Raw genomic sequence first — 21,379 nt, 5'->3', positions numbered from 1 at the left:
CGCGGGTCTAGCTGAGGAGGCGCCGCGCCCACAAGGACACCCTGACGCAGCTTAAAGAAGAAGTGATTGCGGCTACTTGCCGCAGGCTCGTCCGTTAAGTGCACGGACTGACCGCTGCGGAAGTGGAGAGGACACCCTGCGTGGGTCTAGCTTGGCACTCCGAGCTGCAGGGTCGTCCGTTAAGTGCACGGACAGACCGCTGCGGGAGCGGTGCGCATGCAGGACACACCTCCGAGTATTAGAGGCAGGCAGGTCTTGCGAAGGATGAATGCCAACCACCTGCTGCCGCTATCTTTGATCGCATGGTCACGATCATCAAGAAGAGAACGCCGAGGCGCCGTCTGCGTGCTGCCGTGAAGCGCGCCAAGCCGGTGCCGCAAACGGGCTTCGATGCGAAGAAGCACCTTGGCAAGTGGAAGCTCGATGAAGATGCGCTGACCACACAGAAACGGCTGAGGGATGAGTGGCAATAGCCTTGTCCTCGACACCAGCGTTGCCATCGACATCCTGGGCGGCGACGCGCGAGCCGCCGAACTGGTGCAAGGCGCCCAGGTTTACGTCTCTGCCATCACACGTGTGGAACTATTGAGCATCGCCAAGCCGCGCACGCATTCGCCGGAAGCCGCCAAAGCCTTCCTGGCTGATTGCAAGCTGGTGCAATTCACCAACGAGATCCAGGACATCACGATACAACTGAGGAAGGCCTACAAGCTGAAGCTGCCCGATGCAGCGATTGCTGCCACGGCAGTCTGGCTGAACACCCGCTTGCTCACCGCCGATACGTCGTTCACCAAGGCGGGAAAGGATATCGCGGTGCTACTGTACGAACGCTAGTTAGTGGCGGCAATCTAGGCTTCGAGCAGCAGGGTCGTCCGTTAAGTGCACGGACAGACCGCTGCGGAAGTGGAGAGGACACCCTGCGTGGGTCTAGGCAACGCATGCAAGGACACCGTGCCGAGGCTCAGGGGTAAGGCGGTGGGGACCCGATGCCTACGATCCTATCTTTGGATCAAGCTCTTGCACCATGAAGCTCAACGAACTAAAGGTCACGCTCGCCAAGCAGATCCTGGAATCGGAGAACGAATCCGAACTGAGGTCCGTGGACGAAGTGTTGAATCCACCCGCACACTTCAAGCTGAGCGCAGCACAGAAGACAGAACTTGATCGCGACTTCGCCAACTACAAAGCCGGCAAAGGCAAGAACTACACGTGGGCTGAAGTGAAAGCGCACGTTCGCGGTCTGCGTGCGAAATGAAACGCGCGCTCATCCTGCGGCCTTCGGCCCGAAAGGACGTCGCCGACGGTGACAAGTGGTATGAGGGGAAGAGCCAAGGTTTGGGCGATCGCTTCCTCTTGGAAGTACAACGCTGTCTTGGATACATCCTCGCTAACCCAAGCGGTTTTCAGCGGGTGCACGAACAATTCCGGCAGGCACCGCTGAAGGTGTTCCCGTATGTGATCGTCTATCGGCTTGATGGAGATCTAACTGTGGTCATGCGCGTCTTCCACACCAGCCAACACCCGGGGAAGCGATTCCGAAAGAAGAAGTGATTGCGGCTACGTGCCGCGGGCTTGCCTGCCGAAGGCAGGGTCGTCCGTTAAATGCACGGACAGACCGCTGCGCGGGAGGTGAGAACATCCTGCGGGGGTCCAAACTATCTTTGAGCACATTGCATCGCCAATGAAGACCAACGACGTCAACCATGTCATAGAGCAGTTCGATGCCCTTCCGATGGAAGAGAAGGAACTCGCTGCTGGCATCATTCGGAAGGCGTATGCCGAGGCCGCACGTGACGCTTTGGTTGCGCGCGCGAAGACCGCAGTGAAGAATGCCAAGGCGGGCAAGGTGCGCAAGGGCAAACTGGCCGACCTCCGCAAGGACCTTCGTGCATGATCGAGTTGGTCTGGGACTCTGGCTTCAAGCGCGCTTACAAGAAGCGTATCGGGAACGACCCCGCACTGAAGCAACGGTTCTGGGATGCGTTGGAAGTGTTCGTCGCAGATCCCTTCGCTCACGAGCTGCGCACGCACCCGCTTACCGGCAAGCTCCATGGCTGCCATGCCTTCAGCGTGGACCTCGACTGCCGGGTAGTGTTCATGTTCCTCAAGGGCCATAGCAAGGTGCTGCTCATCGACATCGGCACGCACGAGGAGGTCTATTGATCACGGATGTGAGCAGCAGGCTCGTCCGTTAAGTGCACGGACAGACCGCTGCGCGGGAGGTGAGAACATCCTGCGGGGGTCCAAAGGCTTTAGGTCTGTGGCCACGAGTCGCAGACTCGCGGCAGCGGGGGGGGCTTGTCGAGCGTAGCCGCAGGCTACGCTCAGATACCGGCCACGCTACGCGCAGTGGAGGGTTTGTGGCCACGAGTCGCAGACTCGCGGCAGTGGGGGTATTATCCTTGCTCTGCATGGACACCTTCGTCACCGTTGCCACCTTCATGTGGCCCACCGACGCCGTGGTTCCCTGTGCTCTGCTGGAGAGCGCCGGCATAAAGGCCCACGTGAAGGACGAGATGACCGTGCAGATCCAGAATCTCGCCTCTCAAGCCGTTGGAGGGCTGAAGATCCAAGTGCCAGCTGATGATGCCGAACACGCTCGCGATATCCTTCGCGAAGCAGGGTTCCTCGTCGAAGGCTCTGAAGAGAACCCGCACTTCTGGCTGGCAATTGACCGAGCCACACGAAGAGTGCCCCTCCTTGGTCGCATCGATTTGCTCATGGCACGCGTGCTTGTGCTCGTTGCAATCGTGTTGCTAGCCATTGGAATTCCGATTGCCATCATGTCGCAACCGGATGCCTACGAGCTCCTCTCAAGCTCGGATTGGTGCATCGATGGAATCGAGGTCAAAGGCCAGCCAGTTCAAGCACTCAGCACCTCTTCAGGACTCATGATAACGTATGCTGGCTGTGAAGAACGATTGACGCTTGAATCTTCAGGCAGCGCCACCTTGCCTGGATTCAACTCACCCGTTCAATACGCCGCTTGGCGGTTGGATGACACAGGTATTCACTTTGAAGACCTGGCCATGCATCAAGACGTCTATGGCGGATCTTTCTCGTACGAGGTGAACGAGTGGCATCTTACGCTCACTTCACCGACCACGACCATCTACTGCAGCAAGTTCATGCTCTGGTAGCCTCAATGAAGAATGAGCGTCTGCGCAAATAGTACCGCATGGCCGATGGCGTGAACTCAGCGATCCTTCGTTGCCCGCATTGCCATTCGGACAACGTGCGCCGGCACAAGTGGTCAGGCGGCTGGTTCGCGCTTCCATTGCTGCTTACCGGAATACCCCTCCTGATCCCGAGCAAGAAATACCGCTGCTTCCGGTGCAGCAAGGACTTCAAGATCGGGGTTTCGATAGCTGAAGCACCGCCGAACAAGAAACCGAACAAATGGAATCAAGCGCGCATCGTTGCGGTTGCCATCCTCCTGTTGCTCGTGATGATTGTGATGTTCTTGTAGCCACCACCTGCTACATGATGCCTTTGGCTGCCGCATTTGTTGTTGCCATGCGGCAGGTAGCCACAGGCTACCATGTTCCTGTTCTTGTTCAGCGCAGCCGCAGGCTACGCTCAGATTCCGGCCACGCTACGCGCAGCGGGGGGGCTTACAAGCACAATGCTCCCAAGCCAAGCCCGTTGATAGCTTTGTTCAGATGCTCGTGAGTCCAAGACATCGCAGAAGCGGACACAGAAGGACCTCTGTGCCTGCGGGCGTGACATTGCTACAGCTTGCCTTCATAGGCTTCGCGGTTGTTGGCGCGAACCAACTTGTCTTGATGGAAAGTGATGGAGTTGCCCGCCGGGGCACTTTGATGAAGGTGAACCTGCCGCTGGTGCAGGAAGGCTCCTTGGCGAAGTTCGACCGCAACAGTGAGTACATCATCATCGGCACGTCTGGAATTGTCAATTGTGATCCGTGTATTCAGCTGACCGACTTCTTCGCTGACTTGAGCGACATCGGCCCCTTCTTTCGTTCGAGTAGGGAGCGCCGAGATGACTCTCCGCGACCGAAGCAGACCGCGATAATTTATGCCGATAGGGATACTCCGATGGAAGTAATCACTGCTGTGAAGCAGGAACTACGACTCGCCGGCCAGCTTAGGGTCTGTTACGCAGTAACGCCGATAAATTGGTGATGCTGGCCGGACGGGCGCTGCCTTCCTAAGTAGACCGACTTGATAGCCACGAGTCACAGACTCGCGGCAGCGGGGGGCAGTTGGGCTTAAGGAGTCTTCTTGTTCGCGACCAACTTCCAGATGCCGTATCCGATCAAACCAACACCCAAGAGGAGCTTGATGATGTCCACCGTGCTCAGGCCCTCCTTGAAGAATGCCAATGCGACGATGCACACGCCAGCGCCGATGGAGAAGTAGTGGGGCCAGGGACTTTTCGGATTCTCTTTGACAGTTGCCATGGTGCTAAACTAGGTGTGCGGTCCGGATCACGGATCCGAACCAGCGGAAGAGATTCGCGGGAGCCGGGGGAATGAGTGGCCACGAGTCACGGACACTCGGCAGCCGGGGCCTTGGATGTGGTGTTCGCCGTGGCTAGGATTTTCTCGTTCATCGCTGTGGCGACCTCCTCAAGCAAATGGCTCATGCTCTCCTGAAGTCGGGTCACCTCATCCGGAGTGAATTGTATTTGGTCGCCAACTTGATACGCTTCAACATGAACTGTTCGAGCCGGAGCATGCTTGACAAGCGCAAGGAATCGGTCATCGACCCTCGCCAGGTTATGCACTATAATGTGACGCCCAGCGAGTGCAAGAATGACGTCATGTACTAGTGGATCCGAAAAGCCATCAACGCCCAGGAAGTCCTTGAAGGCTTTCAGGCCAGCCTGCATGTTCTGAAAATTGATGTCCTTCTTCTGGACAATCATCTTCCCAAGATGCTCACCAAGCTGAAAATCACACGCGCGGAGCTCACTGATTGAGAACTTCAGGTCCTCCTTTGTAGCCACAAGAAGGTCAGGGCAACAACAACACGCTTGGCTCACGCCCTGCACAAATAAAGCCTCGAAACCGGAGACAAAATATGAGACCGACAGGACCAAGCACTGGTTGTACATGTTCTCATACCGAATCCGCAACGAGCCATGCTCACGAATGTTTCGGAGAGCGTTCAATGTTGCCGTGGGAAGATGATACGCCGATGTAAGCTTGATCTCTTCATTATTCCGCAGCCGTTCATCGAGACCCTCAATGGCCGTGATGCAGTAGCCCAGAATGATGTCGTCGAAGCTCAGTAGGTGACGAACCTCCTCCTGATTCCGCTCGTGCTGTTGGAGCTCTTCCACAAAAGGGGCTGTGATATGCAGATCGTCAGAGAGTGTCATTACAAGGTGATTTGAGTCTAGAAGAGCGGCCTTTCGAGCCGCTCTTCCTTGTTGGTTGTTCAGCTCAATCTACCCACTGCACATCTCGCACCCCTCCGGATCATCCAGCGAGCAGGAGATCTCCGCCTGGGCTTGCGCCTGCTTGCTGAGCACGTTCATGCGCTCGGCGTTCTGCGCTTCCACGGCGCTCATGGGCAGGTCGTTCGCTTCGCTTCGCTCGCGATGACCGGCTTCGCTGGTGGAGTCCACAACGCGCGTAACGGTGGGGCCGGAGATCACGGGCTCCAGGATCACGGTGCTGCCAACGGCGATGCCGTTGCCTTCGATGGTGCTCCGCAGGCTCGAAGATGCCTTCGCTTCGCTCGGCATGACCGTCTCCGACTGGGGAGCTGCCAGCTTCGACTTGTCCACCGTGAACTTGATGGCGTCGGTGGCGGCCTTGGTGCGCAGGTAGTACATGCCGGTCTTCAGGCCCGCCTTCCAGCTGTAGAAGTGCATGCTGGTGAGCTTGCCGAAGTTGGCGTTCTCCATGAAGATGTTGAGGCTCTGGCTCTGGCAGATGTAGGCGCCACGATCCGCCGCCATGTCGATGATCACCTTCTGGCTGATCTCCCACGCCGTCTTGTAGAGGTCCTTGAGGTTCTGCGGGATCTCCGGGATGTTGGCCACGCTGCCGTTGGCACCGATGATCTTGTTCTTCAGGTCCTCGCCCCAGAGGTTCAGTTTCACCAGGTCGCGCAGCAGGTATTTGTTCACCACCACGAACTCGCCGCTGAGCACGCGGCGCGTGTAGATGTTGCTGGTGTAAGGCTCGAAGCACTCGTTGTTGCCGAGGATCTGCGCGGTGCTGGCCGTGGGCATGGGGGCCAACAGCAAGCTGTTGCGCACGCCGTGCTGCTTCACTTCGGCACGCAGCGCATCCCACTCCCAACGGTCGCTGGGCTTCACCTTCCACATGTCGGGCTGGAAGACGCCCTTGCTCATGGGCGAGCCTTCGTAGGTCTCGTAGGGGCCGTACTCCTTCGCCAGATCCTTGCTGGCGGTGAGGGCGGCGTAGTAGATGGTCTCGAAGATCTCGCGGTTCAGCACTTTGGCCTCCACGCTATCGAAGGGATAGCGCATGAGGATGAAGGCATCCGCCAGGCCCTGCACGCCGATGCCGATGGGGCGGTGGCGCATGTTGCTGCGGCGCGCCTCGGGGATCGGGTAGTAGTTCTCGTCGATGACGCGGTTGAGGTTCTTGGTCAACTGCATGGTCACCTCGAAGAGCTTGTCGTGATCGAACTTGCCCTTCTCCACGAACTTGGGCAGCGCGATGGAGCCGAGGTTGCACACGGCCACTTCGTCGGGGCTGGTGTACTCGATGATCTCCGTGCAGAGGTTGCTGCTCTTGATGGTGCCCAGGTTCTGCTGGTTGCTCTTGCTGTTGGCGGCGTCCTTGAAGAGGATGTAGGGCGTGCCGGTCTCGATCTGGCTCTCGAGGATCTTGAACCAGAGCTCCTGCGCCTTGATGGTGCTGCGGCCCTTGCCGGCGGCCTCATAGCCTTCGTACAGCTCCTCGAACTTCTCGCCGAAGGTGTCGCAGAGGCCGGGGCACTCGTTGGGGCACATCAGGGTCCAGTCGCCGTTCTGCTCCACGCGCTTCATGAAGAGGTCGGGGATCCACATGGCGTAGAAGAGGTCGCGGGCGCGCATCTCTTCCTTGCCGTGGTTCTTCTTCAATTCGAGGAAGTCGAACACGTCGGCGTGCCAGGGCTCCAGGTAGATGGCGAAGCTGCCTTTGCGCTTGCCGCCGCCCTGGTCCACGTAACGCGCGGTGTCGTTGAAGACGCGCAGCATGGGCACGATGCCGTTGCTGGTGCCGTTGGTGCCCTTGATGTAGCTGCCCTTGGCGCGCAGGTTATGCACGCTGAGGCCGATGCCGCCGGCGCTCTGACTGATCTGCGCGCACTGCTTCAGCGTGTCGTAGATGCCGCTGATGCTGTCGTCCTTCAGCTGAAGAAGGAAGCAGCTGCTCATCTGCGGCTTGGGCGAACCGGCGTTGAAGAGCGTGGGCGTGGCGTGGGTGTACCAGCCTTCGCTCAGGTCGTTGTAGGTGCGGATGGCGCTGTCGAGGTCGTTCTTGTGGATGCCGATGGCCACACGCATGAGCATGTGCTGCGGGCGCTCCACCACTTGCCCGTGCAGGCGCAGGAGGTAGCTGCGCTCGAGGGTCTTGAAGCCGAAGTAGTCGTAGTTGAAGTCGCGGTCGTAGATGATGGCGCTGTCGAGCACCTCGGCGTTCTTCTGGATGATCTCGTGGACATCGTCGGCGAGGAGGGCGGCCCGTGCGCCGGTCTTCGGATCGAGGTAGGTGTAGAGGTCCTTCATGGTCTCGCTGAAGGACTTCTTGGTGTTCTTGTGCAGGTTGCTCACGGCGATGCGGCTGGCGAGCTGCGCATAGTCCGGGTGCTTCACCGTCATGGTGGCGGCCACCTCGGCGGTGAGGTTATCGAGCTGCGTGGTGGTCACGCCGTCGAAGATGCCGTCGATCACTTTCAGGGTGACCTGCGTGGCATCCACGATGGGGTCGAGCTCATAGCAGAGCTTCTTCACACGGGCGGTGATCTTGTCGAATTTCACAGCCTCCCGGCGTCCGTCGCGCTTGACTACATACATGCTTCTCTTTGGGTATTGGCCTTCACGTGGGGCTCCCGCCTTGGGCGAAGGGGTTTGGGTGATTGGTTCTCCCCTTGGTGGCGCTCGGCGTGCCTGGCGTCGACCGGGGTTCTAAAAGTCTTGGTCTTGAATCCGCTTGCTAGGAGATCGCGAGGGTCTTCTTCAACTGATCAATGTGAGTTGTGGGGGCAGTGGGCAGTAGGCAATTGATTCCGCGATAGGCTAGTCGATCCTCGATTGCCTCCTGCGCTTGCCTCTTGCCTCCTGTTGTTCAGAAATCAGCGTCCAACGTGAACTTGGCCTCGTTCTTATCGCCCTTGTTGAGCACCCCGGCCTTCTGGTACTCACCGACGCGCTTCTCGAAGAAGTTGGTCTTGCCCTGGAGCGAGATCATCTCCATGAAGTCGAACGGGTTCAGGGCGTTGTACACCTTCTCGTTGCCGAGTTCCATGAGCAGGCGGTCGGCCACGAACTCGATGTACTGCTGCATGAGCTTGGCGTTCATGCCGATCAGGTTCACGGGCAGGGCGTCGGTCACGAACTCCTTCTCGATCTCCACGGCATCGCGGATGATGGTCTCCACGGTCTTCTTGGGGAGCTTGTTGAGCAGGTGCTTGGTGTAGAGCAGGCAGGCGAAGTCGCAATGCAGGCCCTCGTCGCGGCTGATGAGCTCGTTGCTGAAGCTGAGGCCGGGCATGAGGCCGCGCTTCTTCAGCCAGAAGATGGAGCAGAAGCTGCCGCTGAAGAAGATGCCTTCCACGGCAGCGAAGGCGATGAGGCGCTCGGCGAAGGTGCCCTTGCTGATCCACTTCAGCGCCCACTCGGCCTTCTTGCTCACGCAGGGCACGGTGTCGATGGCATGCAGCAGCTTGTCTTTCTCCAAGGGATCCTTGATCAGCGTGTCGATGAGCAGGCTGTAGGTCTCGCTGTGGATGTTCTCCATGGCAATCTGGAAGCCATAGAAGAAGCGCGCCTCGGGATACTGCACTTCGTGCAGGAAGTTCTCCGCGAGGTTCTCGTTCACGATGCCGTCGCTGGCGGCGAAGAAGGCGAGCACGTGCTTGATGAAGTAGCGCTCGTCGTCGTTGAGCTTGTCGGCCCAGTCCACGAGGTCGGCATGGAGGTCGATCTCCTCGGCGGTCCAGAAGGCGGCCTCGTGCTTCTTGTAGAACTGCCAGATGTCGTTGTGCTGGATGGGGAAGATGACGAAGCGGTCCTTGTTCTCTTTGAGGAGGGGCTCGTTGGTGAAGGCGGGATCGGGGGGGAGCTCCATGCTCATCTGGGTATCGTTGCTCATGGTGTTGGGAAAATGAAGAGGTCGGTAGTCCGTTCGGGTGGTGGGGCCCGTTAAGTGATTCTCGGTCTTGTCGGTTGGTCCGTCGGCGTCGATTCCGGAAGCACTCGGAGGAAGGCGTCGGCGGGTCACAAAAATGGACGCGATGCGGATCGGCAGCAACGGTCCGGGGGGGGCACTTTTTTGGACTTTTCAACACGGGCCTGAATCGCCCTGTTGACGGGCAAGGGATCGCGCGAGCACACTTGCAAGGAAAATCTTTTGACGATCGGTTAACAAGGGCCGAAGCGCGCGGATCCAGTGCGGTATGGCGCGCGGGCGAAGCGAATGGTCAGTCGCAGCGCGCGTTCCACGAGGCGCGTGCAGCGCAATGGCGCGCAGCCCGGGGGAAGGCGCATGCAGAATCCTGCACCGAGGCGTAGAACGCAATCCAATGCGGGCGCTTGATCCGGAACACGGCAGCTCTGCGAGAGCCATGCACTACTTCTTCCGCTCAGGCTCTTTGAGCCACTCTTCATAGATCCCTTCCAGCTCGGCGTACCACTCCGCTCCATACGCGCGGATGAGTGAATCCTTCAAGAAGCGGAACACGGGCACATCGAGCTTGGCGCCGCAGGTGCAGGCCGGCTTGCACAGGTTCCACTTGTGGTAGTTGAGGCCGTCGCGCTCGCCGACCTTCTCGATGCGGATGGGATACAGGTGGCAGCTGATCGGCTTGCGGAAAGGGACCTTGCCATCCTTCCACGCTTTCTCGATTCCGCAGAGCGCGATGCCCTTCTCATCGAAGACCGTGAACGCGCATTCCTTCTTGCCGTCCACGAGCGGCGTCACCAGGTCGCCGTCCTCATCGATCACGCTGAAGCCCTGCTCGGCCACGGCCTGCCTGCCCTTCTCCGGGATGTAGCTCTTGTACTTCGGCCAGAGCTTCTCGATCTGCTCGGCCTCTTCCTTCAGCAGCGGCGCGCCGCTCTCGCCTTCCACGCAGCAGGCGCCCTTGCAGGCGTTGAGGTCGCAGACGAAACGTTTCTCGAAGAGGTCCTCGGAGATGAGGGTGTTGCGGTGCTCGATCACGCGGCGAAGCTAGAGGTGGTCAGCGCAGAAACTCCTCAACCGCATTGCGAACGACCTGCTTCACACCTTCCCATGTTTGTTGCTTCAAGCTTACCGGTACTTCGCTCTCCTCCGCATCGGCGTAGTACACCAGCGCATTGGGTATGCTGATCGCGAGCATCTGATTGGGGTACTTCCGGGCGTGACAGTCGATCACACTTGCTAAGGTGCGGTGGCGAATGAGTTCGGCAAGGTCCCAGAAGTCCTTCTTGCGTCCCCGGCCGAGAATAGCTTGGACCTTCATTGCGGCGATATCGTCATCAGCGTACATCCGAACGTCACCGACGGTTGTAACCTCTGCGATCCTCGGATGCGGGTAGCGCACGATATCCACCTTGATCCCGTCGATGAAGCAGAACACGCCTATCGACTTTTGGGCAGGGGGCTCATAGCTGAACGAGGCCCCGAATTCGGACCGAAGCGCTTCGACCATCGCCTCATGCTGAAGTTCATGGCCGAACAAATCGAGGTCCACGGATAATCGATGACCATACCGAAGCGCCAATGCCGTTCCACCCACCAACGCGAACTGGTCGAGTGCCTCAAGCCGCATCAGGCGCTCTAGTATGGGAAGAGTCCCGGGGAGGAGCGCCTCAGTATGTAGCATCGGAAATTCTCAAGGGGCTCGCCGACCACTGCGCTGGCGAGGTGCATGCGTTGCTCTGGCAAGAATTTGGCGTTCAACAATACGGCCCTCACCTTCTCATCGCCATAGTACCTTCTACAGTTCCTTATGTCCTCCACATCGCCACGCTCGAACACCCGTTCGATCACGAAGGTCGCCTTCACATCGTAGTCTAACTTCTCAAAATCCACATCCCAGAAGATACGGCGGGCGAGGACGGGCTTCACGGATGGCACATGGCGAAGGTAACGCCGCTCATGCGAGCAGCCACCAGCCTGTAGCGAACAGGAGGACGACGGTGGCGACCAGCACTATCCGCTCCCAAACCAAACGACTTCGACGCTCAGCATCCAACTTTCCCCTTAGGGCTTCTCGCACCTCCCATGTCATCGGTTTCAAGAACTCCGGATTGACGCGCTGCGATGCTCTTACCTCTCGGTCAAATGGATTCCGGCGTGGACGAGTGTTTGCCTTAGCTCGAGCGATCATGTCCATGACGTGCCCAGCAAAGCTCATGGCACCAAGATAAGGCGCCCCGCTTCGTTGAGTACGTGCAGAAGAGCTGCCGATTGGGAGCGATTCCCCCATCTTTGCGCCGGCGACGCTGAAGGTTTCCAGAGCGCACGCTCCACTATATGAGCAATCAAGAAGACCGTCTCAAGACGTTGATCGGTCATGCCAAAGAGTATGGCTTCGTGTTCCCCAGCAGCGAGATCTACGATGGCCTGAGCGCCACGTACGACTACGGCCCTTATGGCGCCGAGCTGAAGAACAACATCCGGCAATACTGGTGGGCCGCCATGACGAAGCTCAACGAGAACATCGTGGGCATCGATGCGGCCATCTTCATGCACCCCACCGTGTGGAAGGCAAGCGGCCACGTGGACGCCTTCAACGATCCGCTCATCGACAACAAGGACAGCAAGAAGCGTTACCGCGCGGACGTGCTCTTGGAAGATCACATCGCCAAGTACGCGGACAAGATCGAGAAGGAGGTGGAGAAGGGGAAGAAGAAGTTCGGCGAGGCCTTCGATGAAGCGCAGTTCCGGGCCACCAACCCCAACGTGAAGCGTTCGCAGGAACGGATCGACGCGGTGGAAGGCCGCATGAAAGCCGCGCTCGAAGCGAACGACCTGGAAGCGGTGCGCCAACTGATCATCGACGAGGAGATCAAGTGCCCTGTCAGCGGCACGGCCAACTGGACCGAAGTGCGGCAGTTCAACCTGATGTTCGCCACGGAGCTCGGCAGCGTGAGCGGCGAGAGCAGCACCATCTACCTGCGGCCTGAGACCGCCCAAGGCATCTTCGTCAACTTCCTCAACGTGCAGAAGAGCGCACGCATGAAGATCCCCTTCGGCATCGCGCAGACCGGCAAGGCCTTCCGCAACGAGATCGTGGCGCGGCAGTTCGTGTTCCGCATGCGCGAGTTCGAGCAGATGGAGATGCAGTTCTTCGTGAAGCCCGGCTCCGAGATGGAGTGGTACAACACGTGGAAGGAGAAGCGCATCGCCTGGCACCGCGCGCTGGGGCTGCCCACCGACCACTACCGCTTCCACGACCACATCAAACTCGCGCACTACGCCAACGCCGCCTGCGACATCGAGTTCCTTTTCCCCATGGGCTTCAAGGAGCTCGAAGGGATCCACAGCCGCACGGACTTTGATCTCAGCAGCCACGAGAAGCACAGCGGCCGCAAGCTCACCTACTTCGACCCCGAGGCCAATGAAAGCTACGTGCCCTACGTGGTGGAGACCAGCATCGGGCTCGACCGCATGTTCCTCGCGATCCTCAGCGCAGCCTACGATGAAGAGAAGCTCGAGGGCGGCGAAGAGCGTGTGGTGCTCCGCATCCCCGCTCCGCTCGCACCGGTGAAGGTGGCCGTGCTGCCGCTGATCAAGAAGGATGGCCTGCCCGAGAAGGCACGGGAGATCATCGATAGCCTGAAAATCTCGCACAACTGCCAGTACGACGAGAAGGACAGCATCGGCAAACGCTACCGCAGGCAGGACGCCATCGGCACGCCGTATTGCATCACCGTGGACCACGAGACGCTCACCGACAACGCCGTCACCATCCGCGAACGCGACAGCATGAAGCAGGAGCGGGTGGCCATCGCCGATTTGGAGCGCATTGTGAGCGAGAAGGTGGATCTAAGGGGGCTGTTGAAGCGGTTGTAAGGCTATTTTCGCCGTCCCTTTAGCGGGGCACCCACCCAGGTGGCGGAATCGGTAGACCTGCCTTCGGCAGGCAAGCGCGCTGGGAGCACTGTCTAATGCCTGCCTCAAAATTCCACTGGTTCGTTTATGCTCTGAGGAGCACCGTGCGACGCTACATCTATGTAGGCATGACAACTGATATCATTGACAGGATTGAACGGCACAACGGCGGGCGTGAGAACACCACCAAGCATCATCGACCCTTCGAGCTCATTCATCTTGAGTTCGCCAACAGCAGCACAGAAGCCAGAAAAAGAGAGAAATATTGGAAGAGCGGAAGGGGAAAGGAGATACTTGCCCAAATTCGCAACCCCATTGCCCAGGTGGCGGAATTGGTAGACGCGCTGGTCTCAAACACCAGTGACCTCAACAGTCGTGCGGGTTCGAGTCCCGCCCTGGGCACTGAAGAATAACAGCTTGGAGTTCGGCGGGCTTGCCTGCCGAAGGCAGGTTCGAGTCCCGCCCTGGGTACGATTCGATCAGATGATCCGGCGATCAGACGATCAGAGGATTGAATGCAGCAGGATTCCCTGGTCTACGCTGACCCCAAGAAACAGGAGCGCTACGACCGCGCGTACATGCGCATGGCGCAAGAGTGGAGCAAGCTGAGCCACTGCACCCGCAAGAAGGTGGGGGCCCTGATCGTGAAAGAGGGCATGATCATCAGCGACGGCTACAATGGCACGCCCACCGGATTCCCGAACGATTGCGAGGACAGCAGCGGCCTCACCCATTGGTACGTGCTCCACGCCGAGGCCAACGCCATCATGAAAGTGGCCCGCAGCACCAACAATGCGCGCGAAGCCACGTTGTACCTCACCCACTCGCCGTGCAAGGAATGCAGCAAGCTCATCCTTCAAGCAGGGATCAAGAGGCTCGTGTACCTCGATGCCTACAAGGACTCATCGGGCCTCGAACTCCTGGAGAAAGGCCGTGTGCTGATCTCACAACTCGATCCGCACTGAACGCATGAGCGCCACCCGCCACCCGATCTCGCCCTACGTGCCGCTGCTGCTCTCCTTGGCGCTGGTGGCTGGCTTATTCCTCGGACGCAACCTGGGCGACGGTTCCGGTGGACCGCTCACGATCTTCCAATTGCGGCAACCCGCTGCAGCGGACAAGCTCGGGCAGGTCCTCGACCTCATCGACCGCCAATACGTCGATAGCGTGGAGAAGGGCGCCCTGGTGGAGGAGGTGCTACAGGAGATGCTGCACCGGCTCGACCCGCACAGCTACTACATCAGTGCGGCTGAACTGCGTGCTGCCACCGAGCCCCTCGAAGGCAGCTTCGATGGCATCGGCGTGGAGTTCGCGATTCAGCGCGATACCGTGGTGGTGGTGTCGCCGGTTGAAGGCGGGCCCAGCGCCCAATTGGGCATCCGCGCCGGCGACCGCATCCTGAAGGCCGACACCGTTCCATTGGCGGGCGTGGGCATCACCAACGACGGTGTGATGAAGCTGCTGCGCGGCCCCAAGGGCAGCCAAGTGAAGGTCGTGATCGGAAGGCCGGGCAAGAAACCGATGGACGTGGAGATCACACGCGGCGCCATCCCGATCAATAGCGTTGCGGCGGCACTGCTGCGTCCCGATGGCACCGGCTACATCAAGCTGAGCCGATTCGCGAAGAATACCCATGCCGAGTTCCTTGCTGCAGCCGATGGGCTGCGCGCCGAAGGCATGCAGCGCCTGGTGCTCGATCTGCGCGGCAACGGCGGTGGCTACTTGAATGCGGCGGTTGACCTGGCCGACGAGTTCCTGCCCGATGGCAGCGTGATCGTGTACACCCAGGGCCGCAGATCGCCTCGGCGAGACATGCTGGCTACCGGCCGCGGAGTGTATGAGAACATCCCATTGGCAATCCTCATCGATGAAGGCTCGGCCAGCGCGAGTGAGATCATTGCCGGGGCCCTGCAGGACAATGATCGGGCAACCATCGTCGGCCGCCGGTCCTTCGGGAAAGGCCTGGTGCAGGAACACATAGACCTGCCGGACCAGAGCGCTGTGCGGATCACCACGGCGCGCTATTACACGGCCAGTGGCCGCAGCATCCAGAAACCTTACGGCGCGGGGGTTGATTACGATGCCGATTATGAACGGCGAACCACCCATGGGGAGCTCTTCTCTGCCGACAGCGTGCGCATTGACAGCACGCAGGTCTTCCGCACCAAGGGCGGGCGCATCGTTTACGGCGGCGGCGGCGTGATGCCCGACCTCTTCGTGGCGGCCGATACCGCCGAGGGCTCGCAATTCCTCACGGACCTCTTCTTCAGCGGCACGCTCAACCAATACGCCTTCGACCTCGCTGACCGCGAGCGTGGCCGGCTGCTGGCCTTCGGCAGCCCCTCCGCGTTCAAGCTGCGGTACGCCTTATCCGAAACGGCGCTCGAAGGATTGCGCAAAGAGGCCAAGGAACAGGGCATCATCGAAAAGCCCGGAGAGCTTGAGCGCTCGCGGAAGCAGATCACCAACCGCTTGAAAGCCGGGGTGGCCCGGAATCTCTGGGGCGATCCGGGATTCTACGAAGTGATGCTGGACTCCGACTCCGCCTTCATCCGTGCTGCAGATGAACTCGCCGCCGGAAAGGCCGCCGGCCAGAAATGAAAAAGGGGCCGCCAGGCCCCCTTCCCATTTGCAGTACGGCCTGATTACTACTTGCCGGTGGTCATGGCAGCAGCAGCAGCAGCGATGCTGTCAGCCACGGCCTGAGCCTTGGCTTCAGCCTCGGCCTGAGCAGCAGCGGCCTCTTCGGCCATGCGGATGCTGTCAGCGCGCATCACAGCCGCGATGCTGTCGGCCGTGTTCTTGGCCTTGGCCTCAATCTCGGCCTGAGACGGGCCGCAAGCCACCACGAAGGCGGCGATGCCAGCCAAAAGAGCGAACTTCTTCAACATGTGAGTGGTACGGTTGGTGAAAGTGGGCGCAAATGTACCGGCGTTATGGATCCGTCAAAATCCGGATCAGCTTTTCGGGTGAATACCTTCGGCCCATCGACGGAAACCAACCACGAAACCACCAGTCATGCCATACCAGCTCCCCACGCTTCCCTACGCCCACAATGCCCTGGAGCCGCACATCGATGCGCGCACCATGGAGATCCACCACGGCAAGCACCACCAGGCTTATGTGACCAACCTGAACAAGGCCATTGAAGGCACCCCCATGGATGGCCAGCCCATCGAGGCCCTCATGGCCGGGCTCGACATGGCCAACATGCCCGTTCGGAACAACGGGGGCGGCCACTACAACCACAGCCTGTTCTGGAGCATCATGGCCCCCAATGCGGGGGGCGCCCCTTCTGGTGAACTGGGCGAGGCCATTGCCCGCGACTTCGGCTCGTTCGAGGCGTTCAAGGAGAAGTTCGCAGCCGCGGGTGCCTCGCGCTTCGGAAGCGGTTGGGCCTGGCTTTGCGTGCACAGGGGCGGCAAGCTCGAGGTGTGCTCCACCCCCAACCAAGACAATCCGCTCATGCCCGGCACCGGCTGCGGCGGAACCCCGGTACTGGCCCTCGACGTGTGGGAACATGCCTACTACCTCAACTACCAGAACCGCCGTCCGGATTACATCGCCGCCTTCTGGAACGTGGTGAATTGGGCCGAAGTGGCCCGGCGCTTCGCTGAAAGCAAGTAACCGGCAACCTTTTTCCTTGTGCGGCGCCAGGGCATGGGCTCTGGCGTTGTGCTTCCACGGTGTTCAGCAGCCTTCTACTTTTGAAGCATGTGGTTCCGTGCGATTGGCGCAGCGGCTCTGTCGCTTTGCGTTACCCAAGGTGCTGCCATGGGGCCGTACCACACGGATAGCCTGCTTTCCCAAATCGAGCCGAACCTACTGCAAACAGAGACCGTTGGATCCATGGCGCCGCCTGAGAATCGCCGCGGCATGGCCATCGCGCTGGCGGTCCTGTTAGGCCCATTCGGTGCGCATCGGCTGTACCTGGGCACCACCCCGAAAGTGGCAATCGCTTATGGTCTCACCTTTGGCGGCTTCGGCGTGGTGGCACTCATCGACCTGATCCAGCTGATAGCTGCCAAGGACCTCGTCCGATTCCAGGACTGCGACCGGATCCTGATGTGGGCTGGTGAGCCTACTCCACCGTGACGCTCTTGGCCAGGTTTCGCGGCTGATCCACGTTGCAGCCGCGCATCACCGCGATGTGGTAGCTGAGCAATTGGAGCGGGATCACGCTGAGCAGCGGCACCAGCGGATCTGCGGTTTCCGGAATCTCGATCGAATGGTCAGCCAGCTCCTTCACCACGCGATCCCCTTCGGTGACGATGGCGATGATGATGCCCTTGCGCGCCTTCACCTCCTGGATGTTGCTCACGACCTTTTCATAGCTGGCGCCCTTGGTGGCGATCACGACAACGGGCATCTGCTCGTCAATCAAGGCGATCGGCCCATGCTTCATCTCGGCCGCCGGGTAGCCCTCCGCATGGATGTAGCTGATTTCCTTCAGCTTAAGGGCGCCCTCGAGTGCCACCGGGAAGCTGTATCCGCGGCCGAGATAGAGCGCATTGGTCGCGTTCTGATAAATCCCGGCGATGCGCTTGATCTGCGCCTCAGCCTTGAGCAAGCGCTGCACCTTGTCCGGTATGGCGTCGAGCTCACTCAGCAGCCTGTAGAACGCACTGCCGCCCAACGTGCCTTTGCGCTGTCCGATCATCATGGCCATGAGCGTGAGAACGGTGACCTGCGCCGTGAAGGCCTTTGTGCTGGCCACGCCGATCTCAGGGCCCGCATGCGTGTACGAGCCGGCATGCGTGACCCGTGCGATGCTGCTGCCCACCACGTTGCAGATGCCGAAGATGGTGGCGCCCCGGCTCTTCGCCAGCTCAATGGCGGCGAGCGTATCGGCGGTCTCGCCGCTCTGGCTGATGGCGATCACGAGGTCGTCCTCGTTCACGACCGGGTTGCGGTAGCGGAACTCGCTGGCGTATTCCACTTCCACCGGGATGCGCGCGAGCTCCTCGAACAGATATTCGCCCACCAGCCCGGCATGCCAGCTGGTGCCGCATCCGACGATGAGCACGCGCTTGGCCTGCACGAATTTCTGCTCATGCTCCTTGATGCCCCCGAGCACCACCTCGCCCTTGGCCAGGTTCAGGCGCCCGCGCATGCTATCACGGATGCTGCGCGGCTGCTCGTGGATCTCCTTGAGCATGAAATGATCGTAGCCACCCTTCTCCAGCGCTTCGAGGTGCAGCTCGAGTTCCTGGATGAAGGGGGTCTTCACCTGGTTCTTGATGTTCCGGATCCGCAGGCCCTCGCCCCGCTGCATCACGGCGATCTCGCCATCCTCCAGGTACACCACGTTGCGCGTGTGCTCCACGATGGGCGTGGCGTCGCTCGCCAGGTAGTGGTCGCCGTCATCGCCGATGCCGATCACCAGCGGCGAGCTCTTGCGGGCCGCCACCATCAGGTCGGGGGATCGCGAATCGAGCACCACGATGGCGTAGGCGCCCACGACGCTCTGCAGGGCAAGGCGCACGGCTTCGGCCAAGTCAACGCCCTCGGTCACCCGTACATCATCAATGAGGTGAGCCAGTACTTCGGTATCCGTATCGCTCCTGAACACATGGCCGCGCTTCCTCAGCTCTTCCTTGATGGCCGCGTAGTTCTCGATGATCCCGTTGTGGATGATCGCCAGCTCGCCGCTGTTCGAAGCATGCGGATGCGCATTGATATCGTTGGGCGGTCCGTGCGTGGCCCATCGGGTATGGCCCATGCCCAGCGTCCCATGGGTGCTATGACCGGCCATATGCGCCTCGAGGTCACTGACCTTGCCCTGGCATTTGTGGATGCGCATGGCGCCATCGGCCATCAAGGCCACCCCGGCACTATCGTAGCCGCGGTATTCCAGCCGTTTCAGGCCGTTAATCAGGATCGGGTAGGCCTCCTTGGCACCCAGGTAAGCAACTATTCCGCACATGGCCCTTCAATAAGTGGTGAAGGTGATCTGAAGACGCAGGGAATCGGCCAAGGCTGCTGGTCCTTTCAGCGCGACCCGGTTCCCGGTGATGCCACCGCTCCCGGCTACCAGCTCAAGGCTGGGATCGGCCTGCTCGCCGTTGATCACGCTCTGCACGAAGCGGGTGATGTTGAATCGGTATTCCCTTGTTGCTTCGCGATAGCTGCCGTCCAAGGCGCCGATGCCGCCGATCAGGTCTGGCAGGAAAGCCTCATCACCCGTTTCATTCCTTCGGAAAGGCACCAGCAGCGCCGGTGGCGGGTAATACGGGTAATTCGTCCCATCGACCGTGATCACCAATTCAGCCTTGGCCACCACCCGCGATTGCCCAGCGTAACCGGTCAGGGATGGCATGCGGATCACAGTACGCAGCCCGGCCAACGACTGCAGGTACACCCGCTCAGCCGGTGCCATGCTATCCGCGAGGGCCAAGGCTACCTCATTGGTCGCCGCCACCGAGATATCATGCTCGACCACGGTATAGCGCACCGCGTTGGTGTTGATCGGGAAGTCGAGGGCGAGGGTCAGGTCCGGATCGGCGCTGTTCTGGTCCCGATAATACAAGGTTAGCTTGCTTGCTCCGCTGAGCAGATTGAAGTAGAGCAGTCCGCCCTGGAAGGGCGCCTGGCCATTGTTGCCCACCGTGACATACACACCCTTGAAGAAATCGAGGAAGGCATCATTCGATGCGAGGTCTGGCGTGTCGAAGGCGAGAAGAAACCTCTGTGCGAGGGCATCGCTGAGCCTCAGCCGGAGTTGTGGCAGAAGACTGTCGCCCAGGATGTACGGCTTGCGCAGCGGCTGCGGTTTGACGCGGCCGCGGCCCTCGAGCAGATCGGGGCCTTCGATCACCGGCACCCTGTTGCTCCTGTACGTGGAGTCAATGGAGAGCCGCTCACTGAGTTCATGCACGAGGAACTCCTGTTCATCCATATTCCCGTAACCGAAGTTGGCACCATCGAATCCCAGGGCCAGCACGATGCTATCCGCAACAAGGCCTGTGAGATCCTGAGTGTCTCCGATGTTCGCGGCACTGAGCCGCACCTGGGTTACCAGGCCGGCACGCGTGAGTCCGAAACGCGGGTCGATGAAGGAACCGAGCAACTGCCGCGAGAGCGCGCTGGATCGGAAGTTCGAGTCGGCGCGCGTGAAAGCGTGGATCTGAACGGTATCGACCACCACGCCCAGGGGATCACCAGGAAGCAAGCCGTTGCCCAAGTCGGGCTCCGGCTTGCGGCACGAACTGAATACCAGCAGCGTCAGCCCAAGTACCCCGCCAAGCAGGTTTCGAATTGGCATGCGGCGATGGCCAGTCACACCAGTGCGCACTCCATCACGGTGCTGTAGAACTCCAAGTGGCCATCGAGCAGCTCGGGGCCTTGGGAGTATGCCAAGGTCGGCTTGCCTTCGGCCTTGATCGCGGACTCCACGCCCTTGCTGAGCTTGGGGCTCCCTTTCACCACGGCATCACAGAAGCCCAAGCTGAATTTGTACAGGTCATCGGTGGTGGGCTTATTGAGCCCCTTGAGCAGGGCCTTGTCGAAGCCTTCGAGCGCAAGCTTCTTCGCCAGATCCTTGTCGAGCGCCTCAGGCTTCTGGTCATACACGCTCATCACCAGCTTGGCATTCTCGAAGTGCGGGTCGTCGGCATAGAAGTGCTTGATGTACAAGGGGACCAAGCCGGTCATCCAGCCATGGCAATGAATGATGTCCGGCACCCAGCCCAACTTCCGCACGGTTTCGATCACGCCACGGCCGAAGAACAGGGCGCGCTCGTCATTGTCCGGGTAAAAGGCACCTTCGAAGTCATGCGTGTCCGCCTTGCGCTTGAAGAACTCCTCGTTGTCGATGAAGTACACCTGCATGCGTGCGCTGGGAACGCTGGCCACTTTGATCAGCAGCGCGTGGTCGGTATCGTTGATGATCAGATTCATCCCGCTCAGGCGGATGACCTCATGCAATTGGTGCCGGCGCTCGTTGATGCAGCCCCACTTCGGCATGAACACCCTGATCTCGTTGCCACGGTCAAGGGTGCCTTGCGGAAGGGAGCGCGACACCTTGGCCATCTCCTCGGGTATGTCCATGAAGGGGGAAATGGACTGGGAGATGGTCAGCACCTTCGTGTTCTTCAAGCTCATCAGCGGGGAATCGGGACCGCAAAAATA

The 21,379-nt window shown here is 59.9% G+C and carries 24 protein-coding genes, 1 tRNA gene and 2 pseudogenes; 16 read left to right on the top strand and 11 right to left on the bottom strand.

Annotation, left to right across the window (positions count from 1 at the left end; all coding sequences use genetic code 11):
* Positions 1 to 302 precede the first annotated feature (302 nt).
* The 9 genes from IPM12_06440 to IPM12_06400 all read left to right on the top strand — a co-directional run bounded on the left by IPM12_06440 (position 303) and on the right by IPM12_06400 (position 4,145).
* Positions 303 to 473 (top strand): hypothetical protein, encoded by a 171-nt coding sequence (locus IPM12_06440; GenBank protein ID MBK9147442.1) that lies wholly within the window; start codon positions 303 to 305, stop codon positions 471 to 473.
* Positions 460 to 834 carry a PIN domain-containing protein gene (locus tag IPM12_06435; protein ID MBK9147441.1) on the top strand — a complete coding sequence of 125 codons (375 nt, stop codon included), beginning with the start codon at positions 460 to 462 and terminating at the stop codon, positions 832 to 834. Before IPM12_06440 ends, IPM12_06435 begins: the two co-directional genes overlap by 14 nt.
* Before the next feature lie 190 nt (positions 835 to 1,024).
* Positions 1,025 to 1,255 (top strand): hypothetical protein, encoded by a 231-nt coding sequence (locus IPM12_06430; GenBank protein ID MBK9147440.1) that lies wholly within the window; start codon positions 1,025 to 1,027, stop codon positions 1,253 to 1,255.
* On the top strand, positions 1,252 to 1,551 hold the full coding sequence (locus tag IPM12_06425) for a type II toxin-antitoxin system RelE/ParE family toxin (protein MBK9147439.1): 300 nt from the start codon (positions 1,252 to 1,254) through the stop codon (positions 1,549 to 1,551). Before IPM12_06430 ends, IPM12_06425 begins: the two co-directional genes overlap by 4 nt.
* A 130-nt stretch (positions 1,552 to 1,681) precedes the next feature.
* The gene (locus IPM12_06420) at positions 1,682 to 1,894 is read left to right on the top strand and encodes a hypothetical protein (protein MBK9147438.1); all 213 of its coding nucleotides are present in this window, start codon (positions 1,682 to 1,684) and stop codon (positions 1,892 to 1,894) included.
* On the top strand, positions 1,891 to 2,163 hold the full coding sequence (locus IPM12_06415) for a type II toxin-antitoxin system YafQ family toxin (GenBank protein MBK9147437.1): 273 nt from the start codon (positions 1,891 to 1,893) through the stop codon (positions 2,161 to 2,163). Before IPM12_06420 ends, IPM12_06415 begins: the two co-directional genes overlap by 4 nt.
* Positions 2,164 to 2,411: 248 nt before the next feature.
* Positions 2,412 to 3,140 carry a DUF2007 domain-containing protein gene (locus IPM12_06410; protein ID MBK9147436.1) on the top strand — a complete coding sequence of 243 codons (729 nt, stop codon included), beginning with the start codon at positions 2,412 to 2,414 and terminating at the stop codon, positions 3,138 to 3,140.
* 38 nt (positions 3,141 to 3,178) lie between these two features.
* On the top strand, positions 3,179 to 3,469 hold the full coding sequence (locus IPM12_06405) for a hypothetical protein (protein MBK9147435.1): 291 nt from the start codon (positions 3,179 to 3,181) through the stop codon (positions 3,467 to 3,469).
* A gap of 253 nt (positions 3,470 to 3,722) precedes the next feature.
* Complete coding sequence (locus IPM12_06400; protein ID MBK9147434.1) at positions 3,723 to 4,145, top strand: hypothetical protein; 423 nt, start codon at positions 3,723 to 3,725, stop codon at positions 4,143 to 4,145.
* 86 nt (positions 4,146 to 4,231) lie between these two features.
* On the opposite strand, the gene IPM12_06395 is transcribed toward IPM12_06400, so the two are convergent.
* The 7 genes and pseudogenes from IPM12_06395 to IPM12_06365 form a co-directional block, all read right to left on the bottom strand.
* Positions 4,232 to 4,423, bottom strand: a complete 192-nt coding sequence (locus IPM12_06395) for a hypothetical protein (GenBank protein MBK9147433.1) — start codon at positions 4,421 to 4,423, stop codon at positions 4,232 to 4,234.
* A gap of 86 nt (positions 4,424 to 4,509) precedes the next feature.
* Complete coding sequence (locus IPM12_06390) at positions 4,510 to 5,346, bottom strand: hypothetical protein (GenBank protein MBK9147432.1); 837 nt, start codon at positions 5,344 to 5,346, stop codon at positions 4,510 to 4,512.
* 408 nt (positions 5,347 to 5,754) lie between these two features.
* Positions 5,755 to 8,004 (bottom strand): annotated as a pseudogene (locus tag IPM12_06385) (ribonucleoside-diphosphate reductase subunit alpha).
* A 271-nt stretch (positions 8,005 to 8,275) separates the two neighbouring features.
* A complete protein-coding gene (locus IPM12_06380; GenBank protein MBK9147431.1) occupies positions 8,276 to 9,277 on the bottom strand; it encodes a ribonucleotide-diphosphate reductase subunit beta in 1,002 nt (333 codons plus the stop codon).
* A gap of 501 nt (positions 9,278 to 9,778) precedes the next feature.
* A complete protein-coding gene (locus IPM12_06375) occupies positions 9,779 to 10,369 on the bottom strand; it encodes a DUF3109 family protein (GenBank protein MBK9147430.1) in 591 nt (196 codons plus the stop codon).
* A 19-nt stretch (positions 10,370 to 10,388) separates the two neighbouring features.
* Positions 10,389 to 10,961, bottom strand: coding sequence for a nucleotidyl transferase AbiEii/AbiGii toxin family protein (locus IPM12_06370; GenBank protein ID MBK9147429.1), 573 nt, complete (start codon positions 10,959 to 10,961; stop codon positions 10,389 to 10,391).
* Between the two features lie 8 nt (positions 10,962 to 10,969).
* Positions 10,970 to 11,260, bottom strand: coding sequence for a hypothetical protein (locus IPM12_06365; protein ID MBK9147428.1), 291 nt, complete (start codon positions 11,258 to 11,260; stop codon positions 10,970 to 10,972).
* Between the two features lie 408 nt (positions 11,261 to 11,668).
* Here IPM12_06365 and IPM12_06360 point away from each other — a divergent pair, with 408 nt between their 5' ends.
* From IPM12_06360 to IPM12_06340, 5 genes and pseudogenes are all read left to right on the top strand, one after another.
* Entirely contained in the window at positions 11,669 to 13,210 is a 1,542-nt protein-coding gene (locus tag IPM12_06360; GenBank protein ID MBK9147427.1) for a glycine--tRNA ligase, read from the top strand.
* Positions 13,211 to 13,305: 95 nt separating this feature from the next.
* Positions 13,306 to 13,560: pseudogene (locus tag IPM12_06355) on the top strand (GIY-YIG nuclease family protein).
* Positions 13,561 to 13,566: 6 nt separating this feature from the next.
* Positions 13,567 to 13,651: transfer RNA gene (locus tag IPM12_06350), tRNA-Leu, on the top strand.
* A gap of 113 nt (positions 13,652 to 13,764) precedes the next feature.
* The gene (locus IPM12_06345) at positions 13,765 to 14,214 is read left to right on the top strand and encodes a dCMP deaminase family protein (GenBank protein ID MBK9147426.1); all 450 of its coding nucleotides are present in this window, start codon (positions 13,765 to 13,767) and stop codon (positions 14,212 to 14,214) included.
* A 4-nt stretch (positions 14,215 to 14,218) separates the two neighbouring features.
* Positions 14,219 to 15,850, top strand: coding sequence for a S41 family peptidase (locus tag IPM12_06340; GenBank protein ID MBK9147425.1), 1,632 nt, complete (start codon positions 14,219 to 14,221; stop codon positions 15,848 to 15,850).
* A gap of 47 nt (positions 15,851 to 15,897) precedes the next feature.
* Here the strand turns inward: IPM12_06340 and IPM12_06335 are convergent, their stop codons facing one another.
* On the bottom strand, positions 15,898 to 16,140 hold the full coding sequence (locus IPM12_06335) for a hypothetical protein (protein MBK9147424.1): 243 nt from the start codon (positions 16,138 to 16,140) through the stop codon (positions 15,898 to 15,900).
* A gap of 127 nt (positions 16,141 to 16,267) precedes the next feature.
* Between IPM12_06335 and IPM12_06330 the strand changes: the two genes are divergently transcribed.
* Both IPM12_06330 and IPM12_06325 read left to right on the top strand, forming a co-directional pair.
* Entirely contained in the window at positions 16,268 to 16,876 is a 609-nt protein-coding gene (locus tag IPM12_06330) for a superoxide dismutase (protein ID MBK9147423.1), read from the top strand.
* An 87-nt stretch (positions 16,877 to 16,963) separates the two neighbouring features.
* On the top strand, positions 16,964 to 17,344 hold the full coding sequence (locus IPM12_06325; protein ID MBK9147422.1) for a TM2 domain-containing protein: 381 nt from the start codon (positions 16,964 to 16,966) through the stop codon (positions 17,342 to 17,344).
* Here the strand turns inward: IPM12_06325 and glmS are convergent.
* Genes glmS through IPM12_06310 form a run of 3 tightly spaced genes read right to left on the bottom strand, consistent with a single transcriptional unit; the run spans position 17,331 to position 21,352 of the window.
* The gene (glmS, locus tag IPM12_06320; protein ID MBK9147421.1) at positions 17,331 to 19,175 is read right to left on the bottom strand and encodes a glutamine--fructose-6-phosphate transaminase (isomerizing); all 1,845 of its coding nucleotides are present in this window, start codon (positions 19,173 to 19,175) and stop codon (positions 17,331 to 17,333) included. The two genes, IPM12_06325 and glmS, sit on opposite strands and share 14 nt — an antisense overlap.
* 6 nt (positions 19,176 to 19,181) lie before the next feature.
* Positions 19,182 to 20,513 carry a DUF4270 family protein gene (locus IPM12_06315; protein MBK9147420.1) on the bottom strand — a complete coding sequence of 444 codons (1,332 nt, stop codon included), beginning with the start codon at positions 20,511 to 20,513 and terminating at the stop codon, positions 19,182 to 19,184.
* Between the two features lie 14 nt (positions 20,514 to 20,527).
* Complete coding sequence (locus IPM12_06310; GenBank protein MBK9147419.1) at positions 20,528 to 21,352, bottom strand: glycogen/starch synthase; 825 nt, start codon at positions 21,350 to 21,352, stop codon at positions 20,528 to 20,530.
* Positions 21,353 to 21,379 lie beyond the last annotated feature (27 nt).

Source organism: Flavobacteriales bacterium, from assembly GCA_016716605.1.
Taxonomy (GTDB): Bacteria; Bacteroidota; Bacteroidia; order Flavobacteriales_F; family PHOS-HE28; genus PHOS-HE28.
Note: the sequence above shows the minus strand (reverse complement) of the source record. Positions and strands in the feature narration are given on the sequence as shown.

Excerpts from the sequence above, each read along its gene's own strand:
- IPM12_06425 (MBK9147439.1), top strand. The coding sequence starts at position 1,252 with ATGAAACGCGCGCTCATCCTGCGGCCTTCGGCCCGAAAGGACGTCGCC.
- IPM12_06345 (MBK9147426.1), top strand. The coding sequence starts at position 13,765 with ATGCAGCAGGATTCCCTGGTCTACGCTGACCCCAAGAAACAGGAGCGC.
- IPM12_06380 (MBK9147431.1), bottom strand. The coding sequence starts at position 9,277 with ATGGAGCTCCCCCCCGATCCCGCCTTCACCAACGAGCCCCTCCTCAAA.
- IPM12_06340 (MBK9147425.1), top strand. The coding sequence starts at position 14,219 with ATGAGCGCCACCCGCCACCCGATCTCGCCCTACGTGCCGCTGCTGCTC.
- IPM12_06395 (MBK9147433.1), bottom strand. The coding sequence starts at position 4,423 with ATGGCAACTGTCAAAGAGAATCCGAAAAGTCCCTGGCCCCACTACTTC.
- IPM12_06405 (MBK9147435.1), top strand. The coding sequence starts at position 3,179 with ATGGCCGATGGCGTGAACTCAGCGATCCTTCGTTGCCCGCATTGCCAT.
- IPM12_06390 (MBK9147432.1), bottom strand. The coding sequence starts at position 5,346 with ATGACACTCTCTGACGATCTGCATATCACAGCCCCTTTTGTGGAAGAG.
- IPM12_06310 (MBK9147419.1), bottom strand. The coding sequence starts at position 21,352 with ATGAGCTTGAAGAACACGAAGGTGCTGACCATCTCCCAGTCCATTTCC.
- IPM12_06420 (MBK9147438.1), top strand. The coding sequence starts at position 1,682 with ATGAAGACCAACGACGTCAACCATGTCATAGAGCAGTTCGATGCCCTT.
- IPM12_06315 (MBK9147420.1), bottom strand. The coding sequence starts at position 20,513 with ATGCCAATTCGAAACCTGCTTGGCGGGGTACTTGGGCTGACGCTGCTG.
- IPM12_06370 (MBK9147429.1), bottom strand. The coding sequence starts at position 10,961 with ATGCGGCTTGAGGCACTCGACCAGTTCGCGTTGGTGGGTGGAACGGCA.
- IPM12_06335 (MBK9147424.1), bottom strand. The coding sequence starts at position 16,140 with ATGTTGAAGAAGTTCGCTCTTTTGGCTGGCATCGCCGCCTTCGTGGTG.
- IPM12_06325 (MBK9147422.1), top strand. The coding sequence starts at position 16,964 with ATGTGGTTCCGTGCGATTGGCGCAGCGGCTCTGTCGCTTTGCGTTACC.
- IPM12_06360 (MBK9147427.1), top strand. The coding sequence starts at position 11,669 with ATGAGCAATCAAGAAGACCGTCTCAAGACGTTGATCGGTCATGCCAAA.
- IPM12_06415 (MBK9147437.1), top strand. The coding sequence starts at position 1,891 with ATGATCGAGTTGGTCTGGGACTCTGGCTTCAAGCGCGCTTACAAGAAG.
- IPM12_06440 (MBK9147442.1), top strand. The coding sequence starts at position 303 with ATGGTCACGATCATCAAGAAGAGAACGCCGAGGCGCCGTCTGCGTGCT.
- glmS (MBK9147421.1), bottom strand. The coding sequence starts at position 19,175 with ATGTGCGGAATAGTTGCTTACCTGGGTGCCAAGGAGGCCTACCCGATC.
- IPM12_06435 (MBK9147441.1), top strand. The coding sequence starts at position 460 with ATGAGTGGCAATAGCCTTGTCCTCGACACCAGCGTTGCCATCGACATC.
- IPM12_06410 (MBK9147436.1), top strand. The coding sequence starts at position 2,412 with ATGGACACCTTCGTCACCGTTGCCACCTTCATGTGGCCCACCGACGCC.
- IPM12_06430 (MBK9147440.1), top strand. The coding sequence starts at position 1,025 with ATGAAGCTCAACGAACTAAAGGTCACGCTCGCCAAGCAGATCCTGGAA.
- IPM12_06330 (MBK9147423.1), top strand. The coding sequence starts at position 16,268 with ATGCCATACCAGCTCCCCACGCTTCCCTACGCCCACAATGCCCTGGAG.